This is a genomic window from Vibrio phycocola, from assembly GCF_054404255.1.
Map to the genome: position 1 here is coordinate 1 of NZ_JBTAMQ010000021.1, position 23,882 is coordinate 23,882.

24 protein-coding genes are annotated in these 23,882 nt (G+C 42.6%); 21 read left to right on the plus strand and 3 right to left on the minus strand.

What is annotated here, in order from left to right; genetic code table 11:
- The 5 genes from ACXJY6_RS18985 to ACXJY6_RS19005 form a co-directional block, all read left to right on the plus strand.
- The coding region (locus ACXJY6_RS18985) for an EF-Tu C-terminal domain-related protein (RefSeq protein ID WP_131818057.1) at positions 1-74 on the plus strand (74 nt) is incomplete at its 5' end.
- A gap of 282 nt (positions 75-356) precedes the next feature.
- Complete coding sequence (gene rpsF, locus ACXJY6_RS18990; RefSeq protein WP_456053116.1) at positions 357-725, plus strand: 30S ribosomal protein S6; 369 nt, start codon at positions 357-359, stop codon at positions 723-725.
- Between the two features lie 219 nt (positions 726-944).
- Complete coding sequence (gene rpsR / locus ACXJY6_RS18995; protein ID WP_000090472.1) at positions 945-1,172, plus strand: 30S ribosomal protein S18; 228 nt, start codon at positions 945-947, stop codon at positions 1,170-1,172.
- A 32-nt stretch (positions 1,173-1,204) separates the two neighbouring features.
- Positions 1,205-1,654, plus strand: coding sequence for a 50S ribosomal protein L9 (gene rplI, locus ACXJY6_RS19000; protein WP_456053115.1), 450 nt, complete (start codon positions 1,205-1,207; stop codon positions 1,652-1,654).
- 143 nt (positions 1,655-1,797) lie between these two features.
- Entirely contained in the window at positions 1,798-3,204 is a 1,407-nt protein-coding gene (locus ACXJY6_RS19005; RefSeq protein WP_456053114.1) for a replicative DNA helicase, read from the plus strand.
- 44 nt (positions 3,205-3,248) lie between these two features.
- Here ACXJY6_RS19005 and ACXJY6_RS19010 read toward each other — a convergent pair whose 3' ends face one another.
- Positions 3,249-3,668 (minus strand): secondary thiamine-phosphate synthase enzyme YjbQ, encoded by a 420-nt coding sequence (locus ACXJY6_RS19010; protein ID WP_458769287.1) that lies wholly within the window; start codon positions 3,666-3,668, stop codon positions 3,249-3,251.
- A 241-nt stretch (positions 3,669-3,909) separates the two neighbouring features.
- Here ACXJY6_RS19010 and pgi point away from each other — a divergent pair, with 241 nt between their 5' ends.
- Positions 3,910-5,559: a glucose-6-phosphate isomerase gene (gene pgi / locus ACXJY6_RS19015; protein ID WP_458769301.1), complete on the plus strand. Its 1,650-nt coding sequence runs from the start codon at positions 3,910-3,912 to the stop codon at positions 5,557-5,559.
- 111 nt (positions 5,560-5,670) lie between these two features.
- On the opposite strand, the gene ACXJY6_RS19020 is transcribed toward pgi, so the two are convergent.
- Both ACXJY6_RS19020 and ACXJY6_RS19025 read right to left on the minus strand, forming a co-directional pair.
- On the minus strand, positions 5,671-6,132 hold the full coding sequence (locus ACXJY6_RS19020; protein WP_456053111.1) for a chemotaxis protein CheX: 462 nt from the start codon (positions 6,130-6,132) through the stop codon (positions 5,671-5,673).
- A 12-nt stretch (positions 6,133-6,144) separates the two neighbouring features.
- Complete coding sequence (locus ACXJY6_RS19025; RefSeq protein ID WP_456053110.1) at positions 6,145-6,594, minus strand: transcriptional repressor; 450 nt, start codon at positions 6,592-6,594, stop codon at positions 6,145-6,147.
- 270 nt (positions 6,595-6,864) lie between these two features.
- On the opposite strand from ACXJY6_RS19025, the gene ACXJY6_RS19030 reads away from it, so the two are divergent.
- From ACXJY6_RS19030 to ACXJY6_RS19100, 15 genes are all read left to right on the plus strand, one after another.
- Positions 6,865-7,176 (plus strand): hypothetical protein, encoded by a 312-nt coding sequence (locus ACXJY6_RS19030; RefSeq protein ID WP_458769288.1) that lies wholly within the window; start codon positions 6,865-6,867, stop codon positions 7,174-7,176.
- A 651-nt stretch (positions 7,177-7,827) separates the two neighbouring features.
- Positions 7,828-8,868, plus strand: coding sequence for a PstS family phosphate ABC transporter substrate-binding protein (locus tag ACXJY6_RS19035; RefSeq protein ID WP_458769289.1), 1,041 nt, complete (start codon positions 7,828-7,830; stop codon positions 8,866-8,868).
- A 73-nt stretch (positions 8,869-8,941) separates the two neighbouring features.
- On the plus strand, positions 8,942-10,321 hold the full coding sequence (gene pstC, locus ACXJY6_RS19040) for a phosphate ABC transporter permease subunit PstC (protein WP_456053107.1): 1,380 nt from the start codon (positions 8,942-8,944) through the stop codon (positions 10,319-10,321).
- The gene (pstA, locus tag ACXJY6_RS19045) at positions 10,314-11,615 is read left to right on the plus strand and encodes a phosphate ABC transporter permease PstA (RefSeq protein ID WP_458769290.1); all 1,302 of its coding nucleotides are present in this window, start codon (positions 10,314-10,316) and stop codon (positions 11,613-11,615) included. Before pstC ends, pstA begins: the two co-directional genes overlap by 8 nt.
- 124 nt (positions 11,616-11,739) lie before the next feature.
- Entirely contained in the window at positions 11,740-12,507 is a 768-nt protein-coding gene (pstB, locus tag ACXJY6_RS19050; protein WP_458769302.1) for a phosphate ABC transporter ATP-binding protein PstB, read from the plus strand.
- A gap of 363 nt (positions 12,508-12,870) precedes the next feature.
- Positions 12,871-13,875 (plus strand): tRNA dihydrouridine(20/20a) synthase DusA, encoded by a 1,005-nt coding sequence (gene dusA / locus ACXJY6_RS19055; protein ID WP_458769291.1) that lies wholly within the window; start codon positions 12,871-12,873, stop codon positions 13,873-13,875.
- A 175-nt stretch (positions 13,876-14,050) separates the two neighbouring features.
- Positions 14,051-14,254 (plus strand): envelope stress response protein PspG, encoded by a 204-nt coding sequence (locus tag ACXJY6_RS19060; protein WP_458769292.1) that lies wholly within the window; start codon positions 14,051-14,053, stop codon positions 14,252-14,254.
- Positions 14,255-14,615: 361 nt separating this feature from the next.
- On the plus strand, positions 14,616-16,214 hold the full coding sequence (locus ACXJY6_RS19065; protein ID WP_456053103.1) for an ABC transporter substrate-binding protein: 1,599 nt from the start codon (positions 14,616-14,618) through the stop codon (positions 16,212-16,214).
- Positions 16,215-16,346: 132 nt separating this feature from the next.
- A complete protein-coding gene (locus ACXJY6_RS19070) occupies positions 16,347-17,357 on the plus strand; it encodes an ABC transporter permease subunit (protein WP_456053102.1) in 1,011 nt (336 codons plus the stop codon).
- Positions 17,358-17,366: 9 nt separating this feature from the next.
- Positions 17,367-18,257: a dipeptide ABC transporter permease DppC gene (dppC, locus tag ACXJY6_RS19075; protein ID WP_458769293.1), complete on the plus strand. Its 891-nt coding sequence runs from the start codon at positions 17,367-17,369 to the stop codon at positions 18,255-18,257.
- A 9-nt stretch (positions 18,258-18,266) separates the two neighbouring features.
- Positions 18,267-19,235: a dipeptide ABC transporter ATP-binding protein gene (dppD, locus tag ACXJY6_RS19080; protein ID WP_458769294.1), complete on the plus strand. Its 969-nt coding sequence runs from the start codon at positions 18,267-18,269 to the stop codon at positions 19,233-19,235.
- Positions 19,232-20,239, plus strand: a complete 1,008-nt coding sequence (locus ACXJY6_RS19085; protein ID WP_458769295.1) for a peptide ABC transporter ATP-binding protein — start codon at positions 19,232-19,234, stop codon at positions 20,237-20,239. The genes dppD and ACXJY6_RS19085 overlap by 4 nt, the downstream gene beginning before the upstream one ends.
- A gap of 158 nt (positions 20,240-20,397) precedes the next feature.
- On the plus strand, positions 20,398-21,936 hold the full coding sequence (locus ACXJY6_RS19090) for an ABC transporter substrate-binding protein (protein ID WP_456053098.1): 1,539 nt from the start codon (positions 20,398-20,400) through the stop codon (positions 21,934-21,936).
- A gap of 35 nt (positions 21,937-21,971) precedes the next feature.
- On the plus strand, positions 21,972-22,952 hold the full coding sequence (locus tag ACXJY6_RS19095; RefSeq protein WP_458769296.1) for an ABC transporter permease: 981 nt from the start codon (positions 21,972-21,974) through the stop codon (positions 22,950-22,952).
- On the plus strand, positions 22,949-23,881 hold the full coding sequence (locus tag ACXJY6_RS19100; protein ID WP_456053096.1) for an ABC transporter permease: 933 nt from the start codon (positions 22,949-22,951) through the stop codon (positions 23,879-23,881). Before ACXJY6_RS19095 ends, ACXJY6_RS19100 begins: the two co-directional genes overlap by 4 nt.
- The last annotated feature ends 1 nt before the right edge of the window (position 23,882 follow it).

The following is a 23,882-nucleotide window of genomic DNA, read 5'->3' on the forward strand; positions in this document are numbered from 1 at the left end:
AAGGTCTACGTTTCGCGATTCGTGAAGGTGGCCGTACAGTAGGTGCTGGTGTTGTAGCTAAAGTTATTGCTTAATAACTTATCTATACATTAGAAAAAGAGGAGCTTATGGCTCCTCTTTTTTATTGTCTAAAGTAAATGAAATGTGAATGGTGATAAGGGTTTTCTTATTATTTGTGTTAGGTGAAGATCTATTCTCCTCTGCAGCGCTTTTTCATCATCTTTCTACTTGCTTATTATGTCGGCATTCTATATTATTCGTCGTCCTTAATTCTCGGTTCTATTTTTTTTCGTTCCTTGCTTCCTCTGGATAACCGGGCCTATTGTGGAAGCTGAATAATCCGTAAGGAGCAATAAATGCGTCATTACGAAATCGTATTCATGGTGCACCCTGATCAAAGCGAGCAAGTTGCTGGCATGATCGAGCGTTACACTGGTTCTATCACTGAAGCTGGCGGTGCTGTACACCGTTTAGAAGACTGGGGTCGCCGTCAATTGGCTTACCCAATCAACAAACTTCACAAAGCTCACTATGTTCTTATGAACGTAGAATCTGAGCAGGCTGTGATTGATGAGCTTGAAACTGCTTTCCGTTACAACGATGCAGTTCTACGTAACATGATCATGCGTACTAAAGCTGCCATCACTGAACCTTCTATCGTGCTTAAAGCTAAAGATGAGCGTCCTAAGCGTGAAGAAGTGAGAACTGATGGAGACTCTGAGTAATTTAAGACCAATTCAGTAGAGAATCAGTAGTCATACTAAACCTCTATTGTGATTAGTAGTGTAATAAGAATGGAATCAAATTTGATGTTCAATTTTATTTGCACTCATTGGTCATTATTAAATTCTCATTATTTAGTATAGAGCAGCGGTATAGAGACTTTATAGTGTTTGTACCTGATGCTACTAACATCACTCAAATTTAAGATCAGGAGATAGCCCATGGCTCGTTTCTTCCGTCGTCGTAAATTCTGTCGTTTTACTGCAGAAGGCGTACAAGAGATTGACTACAAAGATGTAGCAACTCTAAAAAACTATATCACTGAAGCTGGTAAAATCGTACCTAGCCGTATCACTGGTACAAGTGCTAAATATCAGCGTCAGCTAGCTCGTGCAATCAAGCGTTCACGCTACCTAGCTCTATTGCCTTACACTGACAAACATCAGTAATCGGCACCGTTATTAAGAAAGGAGATTAATCAATGCAAGTTATTCTACTTGATAAAATCGGTAACCTAGGTGGTCTTGGCGATACAGTAGCTGTTAAATCTGGTTATGCACGTAACTTCCTTATCCCACAAGGTAAGGCTGTTATGGCAACTAAAGCTAACATCGAAGTATTTGAAGGCCGTCGTGCTGAACTTGAAGCAAACGTTGCTAAGCAACTTGCTGAAGCTCAAGTACGTGCTGACCAAGTTGAAGCATTAGAAGCAGTTGTTATTGCATCTAAAGCTGGCGAAGAAGGTAAACTATTCGGTTCTATCGGTACTCGCGATATCGCTGAAGCGATTTCAGCAGCTGGTGTTGCTGTTGTTAAAAGCGAAGTTCGTCTTCCAGAAGGCGCACTACGTAATGTTGGCGAATTTGACATCAGTGTTCAACTACACTCAGATGTATTTGCTACTGCTAAGGTTCAAATTGTTGCTGAGTAATTCAGTAATAAAATGATATAGGACACCAGCTTAGGCTGGTGTTTTTTTTGCTTAAAATTCCTCTTCAATTACGAATATCGCTCGTTTCTAATTTTTTATATGCGGTTATAATGGCTCTCATCATATTTTAGTTGAGTTAAGTAATGGCCCAAGTAAACCCAGAATTCTCCAATCATAAACGCGATGCTCAAGTCGAAGCGATTAAAAGCCCGCCACATTCACTTGAAGCTGAGCAGTCGGTTCTTGGCGGCTTGTTATTGGATAATGAACGCTGGGACACTGTGGCCGAGCGAGTGATCAGTAATGACTTTTACAGTCGTCCTCATCGGTTAATCTTTGATGGTATTAAAACCATTTTAGAATCAAATAATCCACTCGACTTAATTACCTTATCGGAACACCTAGAAGTACGCGAACAGCTAGAAGATGTTGGCGGTTTTGCCTATTTAGCCGATTTAGCCAAAAATACGCCGAGTGCAGCAAATATCAATGCGTATGCCGAAATAGTGGCAGAGCGTGCACTGGTGAGAAACCTTATTGGGGTGGCAAATGAAATTGCCGACGCGGGTTATGATCCTCAAGGTCGTAATTCTGAAGAGTTATTGGATTTAGCCGAAAGTAAAGTCTTCGCGATTGCTGAAGCAAGAACCAATGAGAACGAAGGCCCACAAACCGTTGATTCTATTTTAGAGAAAACCTTAGAGCGAATTGAGACGTTATATAAATCGCCTCAAAATGGTGTAACTGGTGTCGATACTGGCTTTACCGATCTCAATAAGAAAACTGCAGGCTTGCAAGGATCAGATCTGATCATTGTTGCTGCTCGTCCATCGATGGGTAAAACAACCTTTGCGATGAACTTATGTGAAAATGCGGCAATGGAGCAAGAAAAGCCGGTATTGATTTTCTCTCTAGAAATGCCAGCAGAACAGTTGATGATGCGTACACTTGCATCACTATCCCGAGTTGACCAAACCCGAATTCGTACTGGGCAACTTGATGATGAGGATTGGGCTCGAATTTCAGCGTCTATGGGGCGACTCATGGAGAAGAAGAACATGTATATTGATGACAGTTCTGGTTTAACACCAACGGAATTGCGATCCAGAGCTCGCCGTGTCGCGCGAGAGCACGGTGGCTTATCAATGATCATGATCGATTACCTTCAGTTGATGCGCGTGCCATCACTCACCGAAAATCGAACATTAGAAATTGCCGAAATCTCTCGTTCATTAAAAGCCTTGGCGAAAGAACTGAATGTTCCTGTTGTTGCACTTTCTCAGTTAAACCGTTCATTGGAGCAGCGAGCCGATAAGCGCCCTGTAAACTCAGATCTACGTGAATCAGGTTCGATCGAGCAGGATGCGGATTTGATTATGTTTATCTATCGTGATGAGGTTTATCACCCTGATAGTTCGATGAAGGGCACCGCAGAAATTATTTTGGGTAAGCAGCGTAATGGTCCGATTGGTTCTGTACGTCTAACCTTCCAAGGCCAACATTCTCGTTTTGATAATTATGCTGGCCCAGCGTTTGATGACGATGAATAACACTCGCATAAGGTAGCTATGGGAGGAGAATCATCAGCCTCCTATTATTCACCTTGAATGGTCACGACGAGCCGACGGTTACCACCATGATCTCGATGCTCACCTAAGTAAATACCCTGCCATGTACCTAATGCCAATTTTCCGTTGCTGATTGGTATTGAAAGATTGTTTCCTAACAATGAAGACTTTATATGGGCTGGCATATCATCATCACCTTCATAGGTATGTTGATAGTAAGGAGCTCGCTCGGGAACATAGTTATTGAAGTGGCGTTCCATGTCATGACGTACGGTCTCATCGGTATTTTCATTGATCGTCAGACTCGCTGAGGTATGTTGGATAAAAAGGTGCAATATTCCAATATTAATCTGCGTTAATTCGGGTAATTGGCGCTGAACTTCATCACTGATGAGGTGAAAACCTCGGTGACGTGCTTTGAGTGTTATGATTTTTTGTTTCCACATCTTCAGCTCAACCTTAATCTGTGGTGTATAGTGAATGTTCTACTACACTAGCATTTAGATTTTTAGATAGGAAATTGTTTTCTATTTGAACTTAAACGTAAATTCGCTTCGAAAATTAAGTATACTATAACGCAGTAATTTTGGTGTAATTTGAAGATAGCTTCTAGATATATTGGTTGCTAGAGTGAATGCTTTGGCACAGTGTTAAAAATAATATTAGATCGGGATAGACGATATGACCATGTTGAAGAATATTAATCCAACTGAAACTCAAGCTTGGAAAGCGTTAACACAGCACTTTGAATCTGTTAAAGATACTGATTTGAAATCACTCTTTAATCAAGATGCCCAACGTTTCGACAAATTTTCTACGCGCTTTGGCGATGATATCTTAGTTGATTATTCAAAGAACTTTATCAATGAAGAAACGATGTCTTTGTTATTCAAACTGGCTGAAGAGACCGAAGTATCGAGTGCAATTAAAGCCATGTTTAGTGGCGAGAAGATCAATATAACAGAGGGTCGTTCGGTTCTGCACGTTGCACTGCGTAATCGTAGTAATACACCGATTTTGGTTGACGGCAAAGATGTCATGCCCGATGTGAATGCGGTACTGGATAAGATGAAGGTTTTCTCTGAGCGCGTTATTTCTGGCGAGTGGAAAGGGTATACCGGTGAAGCGATCACCGATATTGTGAACATTGGTATTGGTGGGTCAGATCTTGGCCCATTCATGGTAACTGAAGCGCTTAAGCCTTATAAAACTCGATTGAATCTGCATTTTGTCTCCAATGTTGACGGTACTCATATTGCGGAAGTATTGAAGAAAGTAAATCCGGCAACAACGATGTTCCTTGTTGCATCGAAAACGTTCACGACTCAAGAAACCATGACCAATGCACATACTGCGCGTACTTGGTTCTTAAATGAAGCTAAAGATGAGTCACAAGTTGCAAAACACTTTGTTGCTCTATCAACAAATGCTCAAGCTGTTTCCGAGTTTGGTATTGATACAGACAATATGTTTGAATTCTGGGATTGGGTCGGAGGTCGATACTCACTATGGTCGGCAATTGGTCTTTCAATCATTCTTGGTGTTGGTTTTGATAATTTCGTAGAACTATTAACAGGTGCTCATGAGGTAGATAACCATTTTTCTACCACGCCATTTGAAAAAAATATTCCTGTGATTCTTGCGTTGATCGGAATTTGGTACAACAACTTCTATGGCGCAGAGTCGGAAGCAATTCTTCCTTACGATCAATATATGCATCGTTTTGCGGCTTATTTCCAGCAAGGTAATATGGAATCCAACGGTAAGTTTGTTGATCGCGATGGCAGTGCGGTGGATTATCAAACAGGCCCTATTATTTGGGGTGAACCTGGAACAAATGGTCAGCATGCATTCTATCAATTGATTCACCAAGGTACTAAGTTGATCCCTTGTGACTTTATTGCTCCAGCGATAACGCATAACCCAACCGGTGATCACCATGAGAAGCTAATGTCGAACTTCTTTGCTCAAACTGGCGCATTGGCGTTTGGTAAAACTAAAGAGCAGGTTGAAGCTGAGTTTGTTGCTGCTGGAAAAACGAAAGAAGAAGTGGCGTCTTTAGTACCATTCAAAGTGTTTGAAGGAAACCGTCCAACCAACTCAATTCTCGTCAAACAGATCACACCGCGAACTCTCGGTAATTTGCTTGCAACTTATGAGCACAAAATCTTTACTCAAGGTGTTATTTGGAACATCTTTACATTTGATCAGTGGGGTGTTGAGCTTGGTAAGCAATTGGCGAATCAAATCTTACCAGAGCTTGGGGATGACAAAGCGATTGATTCTCACGATAGCTCGACCAATGGGTTGATTAACGCATTTAAAGCACTACGCTAGCGTATCCGTTGTGTACGGCTTAATTGTTGAGTCGTACACATTGAGAAAATAAAAAAGGTTGATGGTAACCATACCATCAACCTTTTTTGATCATGTAACTTAAGCTACTGCCTATTCGAAACAAATCTCGATAAAGGCATTACCCCATTCTGAATTAAAAGGCATGATAATAATCGAGCCTTTACATTTATGGCGAATCGTATGACCTTTCCCTGAAACAACAACAGGAGTCGCCATATCAAAATCAAACCCACTTTCTGCGAGAATACGTTTTGCACCCCCAGCGACCATGTTGGTGATTTCACCTACCATGTCAGTGATTTCTTCGTTGAGGCCATTTGGGCGTTCGCCCAACATGTTTTGCATTATTTCAAGTGCGAGGTTTTCATCGAAAGTGATCGACATTGAGCCGCGACTTTTATCGCCGATCATACCAATTAAGCCTGATATATCGCCACGAGCGATCTCATCTTTTTTTACTCTAGGTTTCTCAGGCTTTAAGTCTAAAGAAGCCATTGTTTTAAGTACGTTTAGCAATGATGCTAGAAATGGGTTTACAAATTCTGCGCGCATATAATCGATCTACTAGTTAAGCTCTTGATTAGAGGAACATGACTGACAGATACCATGGGATTCAATAACATGGTTTGTAACCTGAAAAGCATGCGTCTCTGCGTTCTGTTCCAACAAAGCAACCAATGATTTATCTTGAAGTTCAATAACATCATTACATTTGTCACATATTAAAAGGTGAAAAAAGTGTTTATGAGCATTACATGAACAACAGGAAATAAAACTGTTTGTTGATTCCACTCTATGAATAAAGCCTTGATCCATCAAAAAATCAAGTGCTCGGTAAACCGTTGGTGGTTTAGCTTGTGGTTCACTTGTTTTTAACGCTTCTAGTAACTCATAAGCACTTGAAGCTTTTCTATTTGAACAAATTATTTCAAATACTCGTCTGCGTTGTGAAGTGAGTCTAACCCCTCTCTCAACACAAATCCCCTCAATTTTTTCAATTAAATTTTGGTCCAAAATTCATCACCATAACCATTGGACGTACTTATTAATATACTACTTTTTACACATTTTCGTTTAATTTTTCACGAGTTTCTACATTTTATGAGGGGTACAAATGATTTATTACTAATATTATAGACCGAAATTGGAAAATGACATGGTAGGTGCTTTAGGAGATATTGGTTTTTAGGGTAAGAAGCCACTACAATTTGTTGATATAAAACGTTAACTTGAGCGAATTGAACCTTCAATACCATATCAAGTTACCTTGTAGGAGTTGTGATAATGGAACACCAGGATACAAATACCGCGATTGAATTGGTTAAAACATTGGTGGCTGAGTTAGAGGAATATTTTAATATTACTTTTACAGATGTGAGCGAAGAGGATTCTATTAATTATCTTCGTTTTGTCTTTTATTATTCTCCTGGTGAATGTTTAGAAATCAGTGCTCCTATCGGTGGTGAGCCTTGTATTATCCATAATCAGGATAAAAACAACCGAGTGCCTATTGGGCGTGAAGATGAATTCTACCAAGGGTTTCGCGAACGATTGTTCCAATTTTTAATTCGGATTAAAAAGCTGCATCAATTTTAATACTATGAACTTCTTACGATTGAGCTGTTTGTCTGAGGGGAATTAAGAAGATAACTGAAGAAGTGTTACACCACAGGGCTGCTAGGATCCTTTTAGCAATCCCTTGTGATATCTAAAAATTAAGAGAAATATTACTTAACTTAGCGTAAATAAGACTGACAGGACAATAAAAGCACCAAGGCTGATTCTTTCTAGAAGACCAAATACAGGTTGTTCTGCGCTATTAAAAAATATTTTTTGTAATTTCATGTGCGGTTTCCTTATAGTTTTTAGTGTATATACATTGTACATCTATTTGATAAACTTTTTCAAGTTTAGTTTGATCTAACTTTTACATGATGCTTTTTCAATTCTATCTGCTTGGTGTGATTTTTATTTCTTAAATATCAAAGTATTATGATTATTTCCATTCAAGGTAAAATAATATCTCACCATCCTCACCACATCGGTTGATGACTAATTAAATTGTAGTCAACAAATTCACCTATCTCCATTTTATATCGCGATGAAATGTTTTATTAAAAAAACTGTCATTGTTCTGAAACATTTCCCTGATGAAATCAACCTCGTTCAAGGATGAACCCAAACCAAATATTCTTGATACACCATTGGGTGTGATGACTAAATAAAACAATCGACTTGGAGGTTGATGTGAAAGTTAAAGCGTTAATTGCTGCAACAACTATGGCTGTAACAATGGCTACTTCTGGTGTTGCTAATGCTGCATCTCGCGATTACATAAGTATTGTAGGTTCTTCAACAGTATTTCCATTTGCGACTGTTGTAGCTGAGCGATTTGGCCGCACTACATCATTTTCAGTGCCAAAAATTGAATCAACAGGTTCTGGCGGTGGTCTAAAATTATTCTGTTCAGGTATTGGTGAGAATACACCTGATATCACAAACGCATCGCGTAAGATCAAATCTTCAGAAGTTGAGCTTTGTGCGAGCAATGGTGTAAACAATATCGTAGAGATCAAGATCGGCTATGACGGTATTGTTCTTGCGAACTCGAAAGAAGCAACTCAGTTTGAGCTTTCGTTACGTGATGTCTATCTTGGTATCGCTAAAATGGTTCCAGATGCAGATGGCAATCTAATCGAAAACCCATACAAAACTTGGAATGAAGTTAACCCTTCACTTCCAGCAACAAAAATCGAAGTTCTAGGTCCACCGCCAACATCTGGTACTCGTGATGCATTTGCAGAACTTGCATTGGAAGGTGGTTGTAAGACTTTCGATTCAATCAAAGCTCTTAAAAAGACAGACAAGAACAAATACAAAGCAGTATGTCACTCTGTTCGTGAAGATGGCGCATACATCGAAGCGGGTGAGAACGATAACTTAATCGTTCAGAAACTGGCGGCGAACCCTAAAGCTCTAGGTGTATTTGGTTACTCTTTCCTTGAAGAGAATGCGGATAAAGTTCAAGCATCAATCATAAATAACGTTGAACCAACGTTTGAAGCGATTGGTTCTGGTGACTACCCAGTATCACGTTCACTGTTCTTCTATGTTAAAGAGGCACACAAAGATACGATTCCTGGTCTTAAAGAGTACGTAGATGCGTTTACTTCTGAGCAAGCGATTGGTGAAGAAGGGTATCTTGCAGACCGTGGTTTGATTCCACTGCCTGAATCAGATTGGAAAGCAGTACGCGCTGCTGGTTCTAACCTGACACCAAACCTTTAAGAATCATTATTTCTACTAACAAAACGGGGTGGCTATCAAAAGATAGCTGCCTCGTAATAAGTTCAGAGGCTCTATGAATTCGTTGCTTTTGGTCTTGTTGCTAGGTATCTCGACCCTTGCTTATATCATGGCGAAAACTCGCTCAAGAAAGCTGGCACAAGCCAATGGTGGTCTAAGATATCTTCACTCCCGACCTTCTTACTATGGTTCGCTTGCGGCTGTGTTATCTGCCGTACCAGCGCTTATTATTTTTGTTCTGTGGAGCATGTTCTCACCAAGCATTGTTGAATCAATGGTCATGGCAGAACTACCCGCAGATATTTTGGCTAGTGGGACCGATCATTCTCTCTTGTTTAGTCAGATTTTGCATGTTGTGAATGGGATAAAATCAACAGATCATAACTGGCTAACCGAAGCGGCAAGCCACTATACCCGCCTAAATGAGCTCGGCTCGAACATCCGCTTTGCATCGTTAATCGCACTATCTGCGGCAGGGCTTGCTCTTGGTTGGAAATTGGTTCGCCCAAAGGTACGTGCTCGTGTTTATGTTGAATCGATTATGCAGACATTTCTGCTTATCTGTTCAATCATCGCCATTCTTACCACGGTAGGCATTGTTTTATCGGTGTTGTTTGAAGCGGTTCGTTTCTTCCAAATTATTCCAGTTACTGACTTTTTATTTGGGCTTGAATGGTCACCTCAAGTAGCGATACGTGCCGATCAACAAGGAGCAAGTGGGGCATTCGGGTTTATCCCATTGTTTACTGGTACCTTGATGATTTCATTCATCGCCATGGCTATCGCCGCGCCGATCGGTTTGATGAGTGCTATCTACCTAGCGGAATACGCTACGCCAAGAGTTCGTTCAATTGTTAAGCCTATTTTGGAAGTACTCGCGGGTATTCCAACAGTGGTATACGGTTTTTTCGCCGCGTTAGTTGTTGCTCCGATGATTCGCGACTTCGCCCAATCCATTGGTATTGAATCGGCGTCATCTGAGAGTGCATTAGCCGCAGGTTTGATTATGGGAATTATGATTATCCCATTTGTTTCCTCTTTGTCTGATGATGTGATTACCGCCGTTCCGCGTACATTAAAAGATGGTTCGCTCGCGTTGGGTGCAACCGAGTCGGAAACAGTCAAAAAAGTAATATTACCAGCAGCGCTTCCGGGTATCGTTGGTGGTCTATTACTTGCGGTTTCTCGTGCAATTGGAGAAACCATGATAGTGGTGATGGCGGCAGGAATGTCGGCAAATCTAACGGCGAATCCATTTGATTCTGTTACGACTATAACGGTACAGATCGTCACGTTACTGGTTGGAGACCAAGAGTTTGATAGTCCGAAAACACTGGCCGCATTTGCGCTGGGCCTATCACTCTTTGTCGTTACATTAGCGCTTAACTTTGTTGCATTGCGCATTGTGAAGAAATATCGAGAGCAATATGACTGATATATTAGTAGAAATGTCAAAGACTAAGAAAGCGAAAGTAAAAGCAAGCTTAGCGAAACGTAAGTCTAAGGAGAAGCGCTTCCGCTCCTTTGGTGTTGCGTCTATTTCATTTGCGATCCTGTTCTTAGTGATCTTGCTTGGCTCTATTATCTCACAGGGCTATACCGCATTTTACACTACAGAGATTCGCTTAGAGGTTACTCTAGACAAAGAAACCTTAGGCCTTTCGAGCGAAGAACCATCGAAAGATGAGTTATTTAGTGCCAACTATATGAAGGTATTACGTGACGCTCTCAGAGAGGAAATAGAGGTTTCAAGTCGTAAAGATCGTAAGGCACTTTATGCGTTCATCTCCAATGGGGCTGAATACGATTTGCGTGATTTGGTGGTAGAAGATCCATCTTTGATAGGGAAGGAGTTCACCTACTGGGCGTTAGCGGGTGATTTATTTAACCAATACAACAAAGGCAACTTCTCGAAAGACGTACCAGAAGATTCGCGTAAGTTTAAAGACAAGCACATCGGCTGGTATGAACAACTTGAAGAAGATGGCAATGTACGCACGGTGTTAAATAAGAACTTCTTTACTAACGGTGATAGCCGAGATGCTGAGCTGGCCGGTATTTGGGGAGCAACCGTCGGGTCGTTCTACACATTGCTAGTCTGTTTTTGTATCAGTTTCCCTATTGGGGTAGCAGCGGCAACCTACCTTGAGGAGTTTGCACCGAAGAATAAGTGGACCGATTTAATTGAAATTAACATCAATAACTTGGCTGCAGTTCCTTCGATTGTATTTGGTCTTTTAGGTCTCGCGATCTTTTTGAACATGGCGGACTTACCGCGTTCCGCTCCGCTTGTGGGTGGTCTGGTGCTTTCACTCATGACTTTACCGACCATCATTATTTCAAGCCGTGCTGCAATTCGAGCTGTTCCTCCTTCAATTAAGGATGCGGCACTCGGTGTTGGTGCGTCAAAAGTGCAGTCTGTCACTCATCATGTTTTGCCATTGGCAATGCCAGGTATGCTTACTGGCACGATCATCGGTATGGCACAAGCCTTGGGTGAAACCGCACCATTAATTATGATTGGTATGGTTGCATTTATTGTCGATGTTCCTCAGGGACCTTTCGATGCATCAACATCATTACCAGTACAAATATACTTATGGGCAGAAAACCCGGAGAAAGGCTTTGCCGAAAATACTTCCGGTGCAATTATGGTATTGCTCGCTTTCCTTGCCTTTATGAACTCATGCGCAATTATGCTGCGTAAACGTCTAGAACGTCGTTGGTAGGAGTTTTTTGAAAATGACACAAGTAATGCAGAATATGAACGTTGAAAACGTAACTGAAGTAAAAAAGACTGGCTCTGTTCACCATCGTGAAGATGAATCACGCGCGACGGTCGGCGTTAAGTTTATTGATAACCCACGCATGTGCGCGCGTGATGTTGATGTTTTTTACGATCACGGTGAAAAACAAGCGATCAAGAAAGTCAGCCTCGATATTGGTGAGCGTGAAGTACTCTCAATGATTGGGCCTTCAGGTTGCGGTAAGTCAACATTCCTACGTTGTCTAAACCGAATGAATGATACCGTCGATGGCTGTGTTATCAATGGTTCCATCACCCTTGATGGTAGCGATATCTATAGCCCAGAGCAGGAAATTGTTGAGTTGCGCTCTCAAGTTGGGATGGTATTCCAGCGTCCAAATCCATTTCCTAAGTCTATCTACGAGAACATCGTATACGGGCCTCTTTTACATGGTCTTATCGAACGTAAGACTGATATGGATCTGGTTGTGGAAGAGTCATTAACCAAAGCAGGTTTGTGGAATGAAGTGAAAGATCGCCTCGATCATCCAGCAACAGGGTTATCGGGTGGTCAGCAGCAGCGTCTTTGTATTGCCCGAACTATTGCAATCAGCCCTGAAGTGATTCTAATGGATGAACCGTGTTCAGCGCTTGATCCAATTGCTACTGAGGTCATTGAAGAGTTGATTCATGACCTTAAGAAGAACTACAGCATTGTGATCGTAACTCACTCAATGCAGCAGGCACTGCGCGTTTCCGATCGCACGGCGTATTTCCACCTAGGTGATTTGATCGAGGTTAACTCGACCAAAGAAGTGTTCCATAACCCACAACACCGTTTGACTCGCGATTACATCAGCGGTCGTTTCGGCTAACCTTCTGCGTCCAAGCAGGCTTAGCTTCTACGCTAGCCTGCTTACTCCTTTCTAAAACCTCTCTCCATCTTCTTGTATCTCTTACTTCTTATCCGAACGCTAGGTGAATATTTGTCTCCAAATTTAGCTTTGGGGTTACTATGATCTAAAAGCCTACTATGATCTAAAAGCTATCGGTCTACTATGATCCAAAAGCTAAAAGAGCTACTCATTAGCTCGAATTAGGATATTTTAGGAACGCTTTCTTTTTATATGTCTTCAATTCTCAGTGTATAATCCGCAGATTCTTTTTTAATGATTCCCGTGTTGCTGGTATTTACATCGGCTCGGTGATTTTTGATGTATTAAATCTGAGGTTTTTCAATGCCTACGCTTGATTCCACAAGTGCGTTCGACTCAAATCGCTTCTCTGTTGCCCCAATGCTCGATTGGACGGATCGTCATTGCCGTTACTTTCATCGCTTATTGTCATCTCAAACTCTGCTGTATACCGAGATGATTACCACAGGCGCGATTATTCATGGCAAAGGGGACTTTCTGAAATACAGTGAGGAAGAGCACCCAGTATCGTTGCAATTGGGGGGATCGAATCCTAAAGACTTGGCGCATTGTGCAAAGTTGGCTGAAGAGCGCGGTTATGATGAGATAAACCTCAATGTCGGCTGCCCATCGGACCGAGTACAGAATGGACGCTTTGGTGCTTGCCTAATGGGAGAAGCGGAGCTGGTGGCGGAATGTATTGCGGCGATGAAAGCAGAAGTTTCGATTCCCGTCACGGTGAAAACCCGCATTGGTATCGATGAGCAAGACAGTTATGAATTTCTGACCAACTTTATTCAGGTTGTCTCTGAAAAAGGAGGCTGTGAGCAGTTCACCATTCATGCCCGTAAAGCATGGTTAAATGGTCTGAGCCCAAAAGAGAACCGAGAAATTCCTCCACTCGATTACCCAAGAGCTTACCAAATTAAGCAAGACTTCTCACACTTGTCGATTGCAGTGAACGGTGGGGTTAAAACCTTGGAGCAAGCCAAAGAACACTTGCAACATTTGGATGGCGTGATGGTCGGGCGCGAAGCCTATCAAAACCCTTATTTATTGGCGATGGTCGATCAGGAAATCTTTGGCTTAGATACTCCGGTTAAAAAGCGCAGCCAAGTTGTGCATGAGATGTTGCCGTATATTGAGTTTCAGTTGGCTAATGGCGCAAATCTGGGGCACATCTCTCGTCATATGATTGGTTTATTCCAAAGCATGGCAGGCGCGAGACAATGGCGTCGATATATTAGTGAGAACGCGCATAAAGCAGGAGCGGGGGTTGAAGTGATCGAAGCAGCACTAGCGAAAATTCCAACCGAACTCGATGTATAACATAACCAATATTTGGCGAATTTAACCAGAGACTTTGTGGGTTAGAATATCTCAATATATAAAATTCAATAAATTCAGATGGTTACACTTGTTTAATAATGGCCTCTATCTTGCAATCTTTCTTCTATAGCTCAGTTTTGCAACTAAAAAGTTTTACGCCGATGGAGGCCCTAATATGTTCGAGTTTCTATTTCTGATTTTCTTCATTATATCGTTCGCGATATTTGGTATTTCATTTCTTTCCGTCACCGTTGCGGTGATAGTTGGCATTGCCTTTATGTTCATCATGGGCATGTTGGGGTTGATTGTGAAAATGCTGCCGTGGTTAATCGTTATCGGCTTAATTATCTTATTAGTACGTCATAAGCGCGTGCGTTAGTTCTCATTTCTGATTGAATTATTCTTCAATATGGTGAAAGTGGGTTACGTCTAATTAATTGATTAATATACGTAACTGACTGTTTTCTATCTCCCTATTCATTCTGTGTATAACGTCTTTCGTTATTTCGATTGGTAATTTTAAGTCCCTTCGATACCCTCCAATGAGTGATTTTACAATTGTCATGACGACATTGAGTTTCACAAAGGTGCTCATGGATGAGTAAATGGTGTTTCAACTTTTGTTTACACCATCTTCAGATACTTTTTAATCGCATTAAAGTATCAGTGCTAATCGACGACCACCTGCCTCACATTTTCATGATTACACCAGCTTCAATTTCAATAAATGGAGAATTAGAATGAAACATAGGCTGTTAGCATTACCTCTAGCTATCATGGCGGCGACCACATTTGCTGCATCGGCACAAGCAGCAACCACGTTTGTTTACTGTTCAGAAGGGAGCCCAGAAGGATTTAACGCAGCGTTTTATACCTCTGGTACCACTTTTGACGCATCATCAAAAACCATGTTCAACCGTCTGCTTGAGTTTGATGTCGGCACAACGACCGCGAAACCAGCATTAGCAGAAAGCTATGAAGTGACGGATGATGGGTTGGAATATACCTTCCATTTACGTAAAGGCGTTAAGTTCCATTCAAGCAAAGAATTTACTCCAACTCGTGACTTCAATGCGGATGATGTTGTCTTTACATTTGCACGTCAGTGGGACAAAGAGCACCCATATCACACGGTTTCTGGTGGTTCATATGAATACTTTACCGGTATGGGTATGGATGCACTCATCAAAGACATCGTGAAAGTTGATGATTACACGGTTAAGTTTGTTCTAAATAACCCTGAAGCACCCTTCCTTGCTAACTTAGCCATGGATTTTGCTTCTATCTTTTCTGCAGAACAAGCTGACGTCTTAATGGAAAAAGGCACTCCCGAGCAGATCGATATTAATCCTGCTGGTACCGGTCCTTTCCAAAAAGTTCAATATCAAAAAGATTCACTTATTCGCTATACCGCGTTTGAAGATTACTGGAAAGGCAAAGCAGAGATTGACCGTCTTGTATTTTCAATCACGCCTGATGCATCAGTACGTTATGCGAAAATGAAAGCGGGTGAATGTCATTCTATGCCATATCCAAACCCAGCGGATATCGAGCAGATGCAGAAAGATGAAGATATCACTGTAATGTCTCAAGAAGGTTTAAACGTCGGCTATTTAGCGTTTAATACTCAGAAGAAGCCATTTGATGATGTTCGTGTTCGTCAGGCATTGAGCCTAGCAACGAACAAGCAAGCGATCATCGACTCGGTATTCCAAGGCGCAGGTAAAATTGCGAAAAACCCTCTTCCGCCAACAATTTGGTCGTACAACGATGCTGTGGTTGATTACAACTATGATCCAGTGCGTGCTAAGCAGCTGTTAAAAGAAGCGGGTTACGAGAATGGTTTTGATACCAACATTTGGGCAATGCCAGTTCAACGTCCATACAATCCGAATGCTCGCCGTATGGCAGAAGTTATGCAGGAAGATTGGAAACAAGTGGGTGTTAATGCGGAAATCGTTTCTTACGAATGGGGTGAATACCTAAACCGCTCTAAGAAAGGTGAGCACGATACTGTTCTGCTTGGCTGGACCGGTGATAATGGTGACCCAGATAACTTCCTTTATGTCCTACTAAGCTGTGATGCGGTTGGCGGTTCAAACCGCGCACAATGGTGTAACGAGTCGTTCGATAAACTCCTAATCGATGCGAAACAAACATCGGATATCGAAAAGCGTACCGGGCTATATGAAGAAGCTCAGGTTTTATTCAAAGAGCAAGCTCCTTGGATTACCGTCGCGCACTCAGTGGTTTACGAACCAATTCGTAAAGAAGTGAAAGGTTACAAAATTGACCCACTTGGCGGTCACTACTTCTACGGCGTTAGCTTAGAGAAGTAATTCAATACTAAGTGATAAACGGCACTCTGGCTGGTTGGATGCAGTCTGAGTGCCGTAATTATGAGGTCGTTTGGCATTTAGAAACTGAATGATCAGAATCATCACTTTTCGCAACAGAGAGCTTATCTTTATATGTTTCAGTTTATTTTTCGTCGACTAGGGTTGGTTATTCCGACCTTTCTAGGCATTACATTATTGACGTTTACGCTCATCCATATGATTCCCGGTGACCCAATAGAGGTGATGGCCGGAGAGCGAGGAGTATCGGCAGAGCGTCATGCCGAGCTTAGTGCTCAGCTTGGTTTTGACCAACCATTGTACATCCAATATTTCCGCTATGTCGGCGGTGTGTTACAAGGCGATTTTGGCAATTCATTAGTAACCAAAGAGCCTGTTTTGCAAGAGTTTTTAACGTTATTTCCAGCCACTATTGAGCTCGCAGCCTGTGCCGCTATTTTTGCGGTTTTAATTGGCTTACCCGCCGGTATTATAGCGGCGGTGAAACGTGGAACCATTTTTGATCACTCAGTGATGACGTTTTCATTAACTGGGTATTCGATGCCTATTTTCTGGTGGGCGCTGCTATTAATGTTGGTTTTTTCCGTCAATCTAGGTTGGACGCCGGTCTCGGGACGCATCGATGTGGTGTATTGGATTGATGACGTCACCGGATTTATGTTGGTGGATGCGTTGTTATCGGGAGAAGAAGGGGCATTTTCTTCGGCAGTATCACATCTTATTTTGCCTAGCATTGTTTTAGGCACCATTCCAATGGCGGTGATTGCGCGAATGACGCGCTCTTCGATGCTCGAAGTGTTGAGTGAAGATTACATTCGTACTGCTCGCTCAAAAGGGATTGCACCTTGGCGTGTCATAGTCATTCATGCTCTGCGTAATGCGCTTATTCCAGTGATTACTGTGATTGGGTTGCAAGTCGGTATCTTGTTGTCCGGCGCGATTTTGACCGAAACGGTTTTTGCTTGGCCAGGGATCGGGAAATGGTTGATTGAATCGATTGGTCGACGCGATTATCCCGTCGTTCAAGGTGGCATTTTGATTGTTGCAACCATCATTATCGTGGTGAACCTGTTGGTGGATATCACCTACGGTATTGTTAACCCACGTATTCGACATAGCCGATAAGGAGGCGCAATGACAACTGAAACTATTAAAGCGCCACAGCCTAGAACGCCATTACAAGAGTTTTGGTTCTATTTTAGTGGCAACAAGGGTGCCGTTATTGGCCTCGGGTTTATTATCTTAATTTGTTTAATGGCCATTTTTGCCAATGTAGTTGCGCCACATTCGCCTTCTGATCAAGTTCGGGACGCACTTCTGCTGCCTCCTGCTTGGTTAGATGGCGGCAATTGGTCTTATATTTTAGGCACCGATGATGTTGGTCGCGATATTCTTTCTCGTCTTATTTATGGGGCGCGTTTGTCACTCTCGGTCGGTATGGTCGCGGTAACGGCTTCGTTATTTTTTGGAATTTTAATGGGGCTGATTGCTGGGTACTACAAAGGCATGATCGATACCATCATTATGCGGATCGTCGATATCATGTTGGCGATGCCTAGTTTGCTATTAGCCATCGCGATTGTTGCTGTGTTAGGACCAAGTATCGTCAATGCCGCATTAGCGATTTCGGTGGTCTCTTTACCACACTATGTTCGTTTAACACGAGCAGCGACAATGGCAGAAATGTCACGCGATTATGTGACCTCTTCTCGAGTTTTGGGCGCAAGTTCGTTCCGTTTAATGTTTGTCTGTATTTTGCCAAATTGTCTTGCACCTTTGATCGTACAAGCAACGTTAGGGTTCTCTTCTGCCATTTTGGATATGGCGGCACTTGGCTTTCTCGGGTTAGGTGCTCAACCACCGACACCAGAGTGGGGCAGTATGTTGGCGGACGCATTGCAATTTGTTCAGCGCGCTTGGTGGGTTGTTACGTTCCCAGGTTTGATGATTTTGCTGACGGTGTTGGCGTTTAACTTAATGGGCGATGGATTGCGCGATGCGCTCGATCCGAAATTGAAGCAGTAAGAGGTCGATATGGCATTGTTAAAATTAGAAAATTTATCTGTGACGTTTGCTCAATTTAAAGCCGTCGACAACATTAGTTATCAAGTAGAGGAAGGCGAAGTCCTTGGGATTGTCGGAGAGTCAGGATCGGGGAAAAGTGTTAGCTCCCTTTCCATAATGGGGTTGATCGATTATCCCGGAGAAGTCAGTGCGAACCAGTTAAGTTTTAATGGTGAAGATTTACTGTCGATGTCGGAGGCAAAGCGACGCCAGCTAACAGGCTCTGATATCGCAATGATTTTCCAAGATCCTATGACCAGCTTAAACCCATGCTTTACCGTGGGCTACCAAATTATCGAAGCGTTAAAAACTCACCAAGGTGGCAGTAAAAAAGAGTTAAAAGCACGCGCGATCGAGCTATTGAATCAAGTGGGTATTCCGGCACCAGAATCTCGCTTAAAAAACTATCCGCATCAACTGTCTGGTGGAATGAGCCAGCGTGTAATGATTGCCATGGCGATTGCATGTAACCCTCGTTTATTGATTGCCGATGAACCGACAACTGCACTCGATGTGACCATTCAAGCTCAGATTATTGATTTACTGATTGAGTTACAGCGCAAAGAGAAAATGGGACTGGTTTTAATTACTCATGATCTCGCGTTAGTCGCGGAAGTGGCACATCGTGTGATTGTGATGTACGCCGGGCAAGTGGTTGAATCGGGGCCAGCAAGTGAAGTGTTTACAAATCCGAAACACCCTTATACTCAGGCTTTGCTTGCGTCTTTGCCAGAATCTTCAGCAGGAAAAGCACGGTTGGAAGCACTGCCGGGTGTCGTACCTGGATTATTCGATAGGCCAAAAGGGTGTCTGTTGAGTCCTCGTTGTCGTTATGCAACGGAACGGTGTCATACCGAAGCTCCAAGCAATCAAGGGCCAATTGAGCGCCAAGTAAAATGTCATACTCCATTGAACAGTGAAGGGAGAGCGACGGCATGAGTCAGCAACCATTAATTTTAAAAGCCGCTAACCTTAAGCAGCACTATCAAGTCAAACAGGGAATGTTTAAACCTGACGCGGTTGTGAAAGCGGTAGACGGCATTAGCTTTGAGCTTGAAAAGGGCAAAACTCTCGCCGTGGTGGGAGAGTCGGGGTGTGGAAAATCAACGTTGGGACGAATGCTAACGATGATCGAAACACCCACCTCTGGTCGTTTAAATTTTCATGACGATGATTTACTTGCGCTTTCCAGTGAAAAACAGAAATTGCTTCGTCAAAAGATTCAGATTATCTTTCAAAACCCATATGGGTCGCTTAATCCGCGTAAGAAGATAGGCGCGATTTTGGAAGAGCCTCTCGTGATTAATAGTTCAATGAGTAAAGCTGAACGCAAAGCCAAAGCGACGGAAATGATGGAAAAGGTTGGTTTAAAACCAGAGCACTACGATCGCTACCCACATATGTTTTCTGGTGGTCAACGCCAGCGAATTGCCATCGCACGTGGTTTAATGCTTGATCCTGAAATCATTGTGGCAGATGAGCCAGTGTCCGCTTTGGATGTGTCAGTTCAAGCTCAAGTATTGAATTTAATGATGGATCTTCAACAAGAATTTGGGTTGAGTTACGTGTTTATCTCTCATGATCTTTCCGTTGTCGAGCATATCGCTGATGATGTGATGGTGATGTATTTGGGGAAAGTTGTTGAGCAAGGGCCGAGTGAACAGATTTTTGCCTCTCCTAAGCATCCTTATACACAGGCGCTTCTGTCGAGTACGCCACAGCTCTCTCCAGAAAAACGGCGCGTACGTATAAAACTGCAAGGAGAATTGCCATCACCTTTAAATCCGCCAAGTGGTTGTGCATTTCATGGACGTTGCCAATTTGCGAATAATCGTTGTCGTAATGAAATCCCTTCATTAACAATGGAGCAAAGTGGTCATCTGGTTGCTTGCCATGCCGTGGTGGAAGAGCGTTTGTCAGAACAGGTTACTGATGTTGCCTAATAGCCTGAAGTGAGAGCGAGAAAGGGTTTTTCGATTCAGTTCAACCAAATTAATGCGATTTAGAGGATCAGTCGTAGTATGCTTTGAAACGACAGTAATGATCACCGAATGGTTTACATGCAGTAAGCCAATATAGATACAGTTTCAAGGATGGAACGATGCTACGGCATAAATTAATATTTATTGGATTAATCTGGCTCACAACCCTAAGTTCGTGGAGTCAAGCGACGACCATTAAAGTCGCGCTAGACTCCGAACCTGTGTCTCTTGATCCTCATGAGCAACTTTCTGAAGGCGCATTACTCTATTCGCATACCGTATTTGATTCTTTAGTGCGTTGGCAACAAGATGGTACTTTTGAACCTCGGTTGGCCACATCTTGGCAGGTGCTTAGTGACACTTCTTTGCAATTATCGTTGCGGAAAAATGTTGTTTTTCATTCAGGGAATACCTTCACGGCAAATGATGTCGCCTATACTCTTGAGCGATTAAAACGTTCAACTGACTTTAAAGCGTTATTCAATGTGATTAGTCATAGTGAGGTGGTGGATGATCACACCATCATTATTCACACTCGCTACCCATTTCCTTTGTTACTAAATATCTTGGCTTATGTTTTTGCCATTGATTCTGACTATTACGATGGTCGAGATTCTATTGTTAAATTTGGTCACTCTTTTGCATCAAACAATGAATCGGGCACAGGACCTTTCGTCGTTATGGAGAGAGTGCCCGGTGAAAAGATTGTTTTTCAGCGAAACCCAAATTATTGGGATACGGAAACGAAAGGCAATGTCGATACCCTTGAGTTACTTCCGATTCGTTCAGATTCAACCCGTTTGGCGGCGTTGCTCACTGGAGATGTCGATATTATTTCGCCAATCGCGTCGATTGATATCCCTAGAGTGAACGAGTTACGTGATGTTCAGTTGGTCAATTTACCGGGCACTCGAATTATTATGTTGCAGCTCAACCAAGAGCGCCGCCCAGAGTTGAGCGATCTCCGAGTTCGGCGCGCAATGAGTTTGGCGATCAATCAGGCTTTAATCGTTAATAAGGTACTCAGAGGGTATGGAAAAGAAGCCGGACAGCTTAGTGCGTCGTTTTTTCTAGGGCATATTCCGAATCTTGAGCCTAAATATGATATTGAGCAGGCTAAGCAATTGATGAAGGAAGCGGGATACTCAGAAGGATTCAATTTGAGTATGATGGCGCCAAACAATCGTTACATGAGTGACGAGCAGATTGCTCAAGCAGTCGTTGCGATGTTGGAGAAAATTAACATTCGTGTTGATTTTAAAACCATGCCCAAGGCTCAGTATTTCCAACTATACGATCAGCGAGCCGCGGATGTAATGATGTTAGGTTGGCAATCGGATACTCAAGATTCCAATAATATTTTTGAGTTTACAGTTGCTTGTCGCAATATTGGTTCCGGGTTGGGGGTTTATAATGCGAGTGGCTACTGTAACCCAGTGGTTGATCAGTTGATTACACAAGCAAACCAGACGATGAACCTAGAAAAACGCCAAGCTGTGATGCAAGCGATTGAGGAGCAAGTCATGAATGATGTCGCCATCATCCCATTGCATTGGCAGAATCGAATTTGGGCAAGTAAGAAAGAGCTAAATTTGCCGGATGTTTTGAATATTCAAAATAACCCTTATTTTGGTGATCTAGTGGTACAGGAACCGTAAATGATGATACGAGCAAACGCGGGTGTGACGTACTAATGCTTTCGTTTATTCTGCGCCGATTGCTACAAGCAAGTTTGGTACTCCTTGCCATTACTTTGGTGGGATTTGTTATTCAAACGCATTTGGGCGACCCTGTACAACAGATGGTTGGACAAAGCGTGTCACTGCTCGAAAGGGAGCAAATTCGAGAAGAGCTCGGCCTCAATCAACCATTATTGGTACAATATGGTCAATTCTTGCTAAAGGCGGTTCAAGGCGATCTGGGGACTTCGTATTACTACAAACAACCGACTCTTGAGGTGATTTTTAGCAAGCTACCCGCGACATTAGAATTAACCTTATGCGGCCTAATTTTGGTTGCTCTTATTTCCATTCCATTTGGGGTGATTGCTGCAATTCACCCTCGCCATATTGTGGCACGTGTGACTCTATTTGTGAGTACTCTTGGCCTTTCGGTTCCAGTTTTTATTTTCGGTATTTTCTTGGTGTACTTTTTTGCGATCGAGTGGCGCCTATTGCCTAGTTTCGGTCGAGGAGAAACTACGCTCATTTTCGGTTTTTGGAGAACGGGACTTCTCACTCAAGATGGGCTGTTGCATCTGATTATGCCCAGTGCTTCATTAGCGTTTGTGTTAACGCCTATTTTCGTACGTTTGATTCGCGCCGAAATGTTAGAAGTTCTTCAAAGTGATTACATTCGGTTTGCCTGGTCTAAAGGGATATCTTCTTCTCGAATTTACTTTATTCATGCCCTTAAAAATACCATGTTACCCGTCATTACTGTGGGTGGTATTCAGGTGGGAACCGTGGTCGCTTATACGCTTCTTACGGAAACGATTTTTCAATGGCCGGGTCTAGGACGTTTATTTATGGAGGCGGTTACCCGAGTCGATACGCCTTTGCTTTCGGCTTATTTAATTATGGTTGGTTGTGGTTTTGTGTTGATCAATACGTTGGTGGATTTAATTTATATTATGGTGAATCCGCGAGTTAGAATTTCAGGGTATGGCATATGACTGGCCGCTATGCTCCTCACATTGAACCGAATCGTTTACGTCACATGTGGTACGCACTTCGCGGCGACAAGCTGGCATTATTCGCCTCAGGGATTTTTTTCTTCTACTGTTTAGTGGCACTTCTTGCGCCATTGCTCTCGCCTTACAATGTACATTCAAATCAATTTATGGATTTGATGAATGCCGAGATCGCCCCATATTGGCTAAGTGGCGATGCGCGTTTCTTACTCGGAACAGATACGCAAGGGCGCGACCTTCTTACGGTTATTCTTCATGGCACTCGACTGTCACTCACCATAGGTATCTGTGCCGTGGCAATCCAATTAATACTCGGTATCTGTATTGGCTTGTTGTCGGGTTATATTGGGGGGCGCTTAGACACCTTTCTAATGCGCTGTGCCGATATTCAACTCTCTTTTTCAACAATGATGGTGGCGATTGTTGTTTTGGCACTGTTTCAAGCGATGTTTGGGAGTGTCGCTTACCAGCAGTTAGCCATGTTAATGTTAATTGTGGTGATTGGCATTGCAGAGTGGCCTATTTTTGCACGAACAATTCGAGCCTGTGTGCTTGCAGAAAAAGAGAAAGAGTATGTCGATGCTGCTCGAATTCTTGGGGTCAGTAATACCCGTATTATGTTTCGCCATATTATGCCCAATGCAATTTCATCATTGTTCGATTTAGTGACGATCCAAATAGCAAATGCCATTGTGGCGGAAGCGGCTCTTTCTTTTCTTGGATTAGGAATGCCACCGTCGCAGCCGTCGCTTGGTGCTTTGATTTCTTCTGGTTTTGCTTATTTGTTTTCCGGCGCATGGTGGATATGTGCGTTTCCAAGCGTAACGTTAATTGTGCTGATTTTTGTTATGAACTTGCTTGGTGATTGGTTCCGTGACCACCTTAATCCACAAAAAGGGGAGTTGAGTTAAT

Excerpts from the sequence above, each read along its gene's own strand:
- rpsF (WP_456053116.1), top strand. The coding sequence starts at position 357 with ATGCGTCATTACGAAATCGTATTCATGGTGCACCCTGATCAAAGCGAG.
- rpsR (WP_000090472.1), top strand. The coding sequence starts at position 945 with ATGGCTCGTTTCTTCCGTCGTCGTAAATTCTGTCGTTTTACTGCAGAA.
- rplI (WP_456053115.1), top strand. The coding sequence starts at position 1,205 with ATGCAAGTTATTCTACTTGATAAAATCGGTAACCTAGGTGGTCTTGGC.
- ACXJY6_RS19005 (WP_456053114.1), top strand. The coding sequence starts at position 1,798 with ATGGCCCAAGTAAACCCAGAATTCTCCAATCATAAACGCGATGCTCAA.
- ACXJY6_RS19010 (WP_458769287.1), bottom strand. The coding sequence starts at position 3,668 with ATGTGGAAACAAAAAATCATAACACTCAAAGCACGTCACCGAGGTTTT.
- pgi (WP_458769301.1), top strand. The coding sequence starts at position 3,910 with ATGTTGAAGAATATTAATCCAACTGAAACTCAAGCTTGGAAAGCGTTA.
- ACXJY6_RS19020 (WP_456053111.1), bottom strand. The coding sequence starts at position 6,132 with ATGCGCGCAGAATTTGTAAACCCATTTCTAGCATCATTGCTAAACGTA.
- ACXJY6_RS19030 (WP_458769288.1), top strand. The coding sequence starts at position 6,865 with ATGGAACACCAGGATACAAATACCGCGATTGAATTGGTTAAAACATTG.
- pstC (WP_456053107.1), top strand. The coding sequence starts at position 8,942 with ATGAATTCGTTGCTTTTGGTCTTGTTGCTAGGTATCTCGACCCTTGCT.
- pstA (WP_458769290.1), top strand. The coding sequence starts at position 10,314 with ATGACTGATATATTAGTAGAAATGTCAAAGACTAAGAAAGCGAAAGTA.
- dusA (WP_458769291.1), top strand. The coding sequence starts at position 12,871 with ATGCCTACGCTTGATTCCACAAGTGCGTTCGACTCAAATCGCTTCTCT.
- ACXJY6_RS19060 (WP_458769292.1), top strand. The coding sequence starts at position 14,051 with ATGTTCGAGTTTCTATTTCTGATTTTCTTCATTATATCGTTCGCGATA.
- ACXJY6_RS19065 (WP_456053103.1), top strand. The coding sequence starts at position 14,616 with ATGAAACATAGGCTGTTAGCATTACCTCTAGCTATCATGGCGGCGACC.
- ACXJY6_RS19070 (WP_456053102.1), top strand. The coding sequence starts at position 16,347 with ATGTTTCAGTTTATTTTTCGTCGACTAGGGTTGGTTATTCCGACCTTT.
- dppC (WP_458769293.1), top strand. The coding sequence starts at position 17,367 with ATGACAACTGAAACTATTAAAGCGCCACAGCCTAGAACGCCATTACAA.
- dppD (WP_458769294.1), top strand. The coding sequence starts at position 18,267 with ATGGCATTGTTAAAATTAGAAAATTTATCTGTGACGTTTGCTCAATTT.
- ACXJY6_RS19085 (WP_458769295.1), top strand. The coding sequence starts at position 19,232 with ATGAGTCAGCAACCATTAATTTTAAAAGCCGCTAACCTTAAGCAGCAC.
- ACXJY6_RS19090 (WP_456053098.1), top strand. The coding sequence starts at position 20,398 with ATGCTACGGCATAAATTAATATTTATTGGATTAATCTGGCTCACAACC.
- ACXJY6_RS19095 (WP_458769296.1), top strand. The coding sequence starts at position 21,972 with ATGCTTTCGTTTATTCTGCGCCGATTGCTACAAGCAAGTTTGGTACTC.
- ACXJY6_RS19100 (WP_456053096.1), top strand. The coding sequence starts at position 22,949 with ATGACTGGCCGCTATGCTCCTCACATTGAACCGAATCGTTTACGTCAC.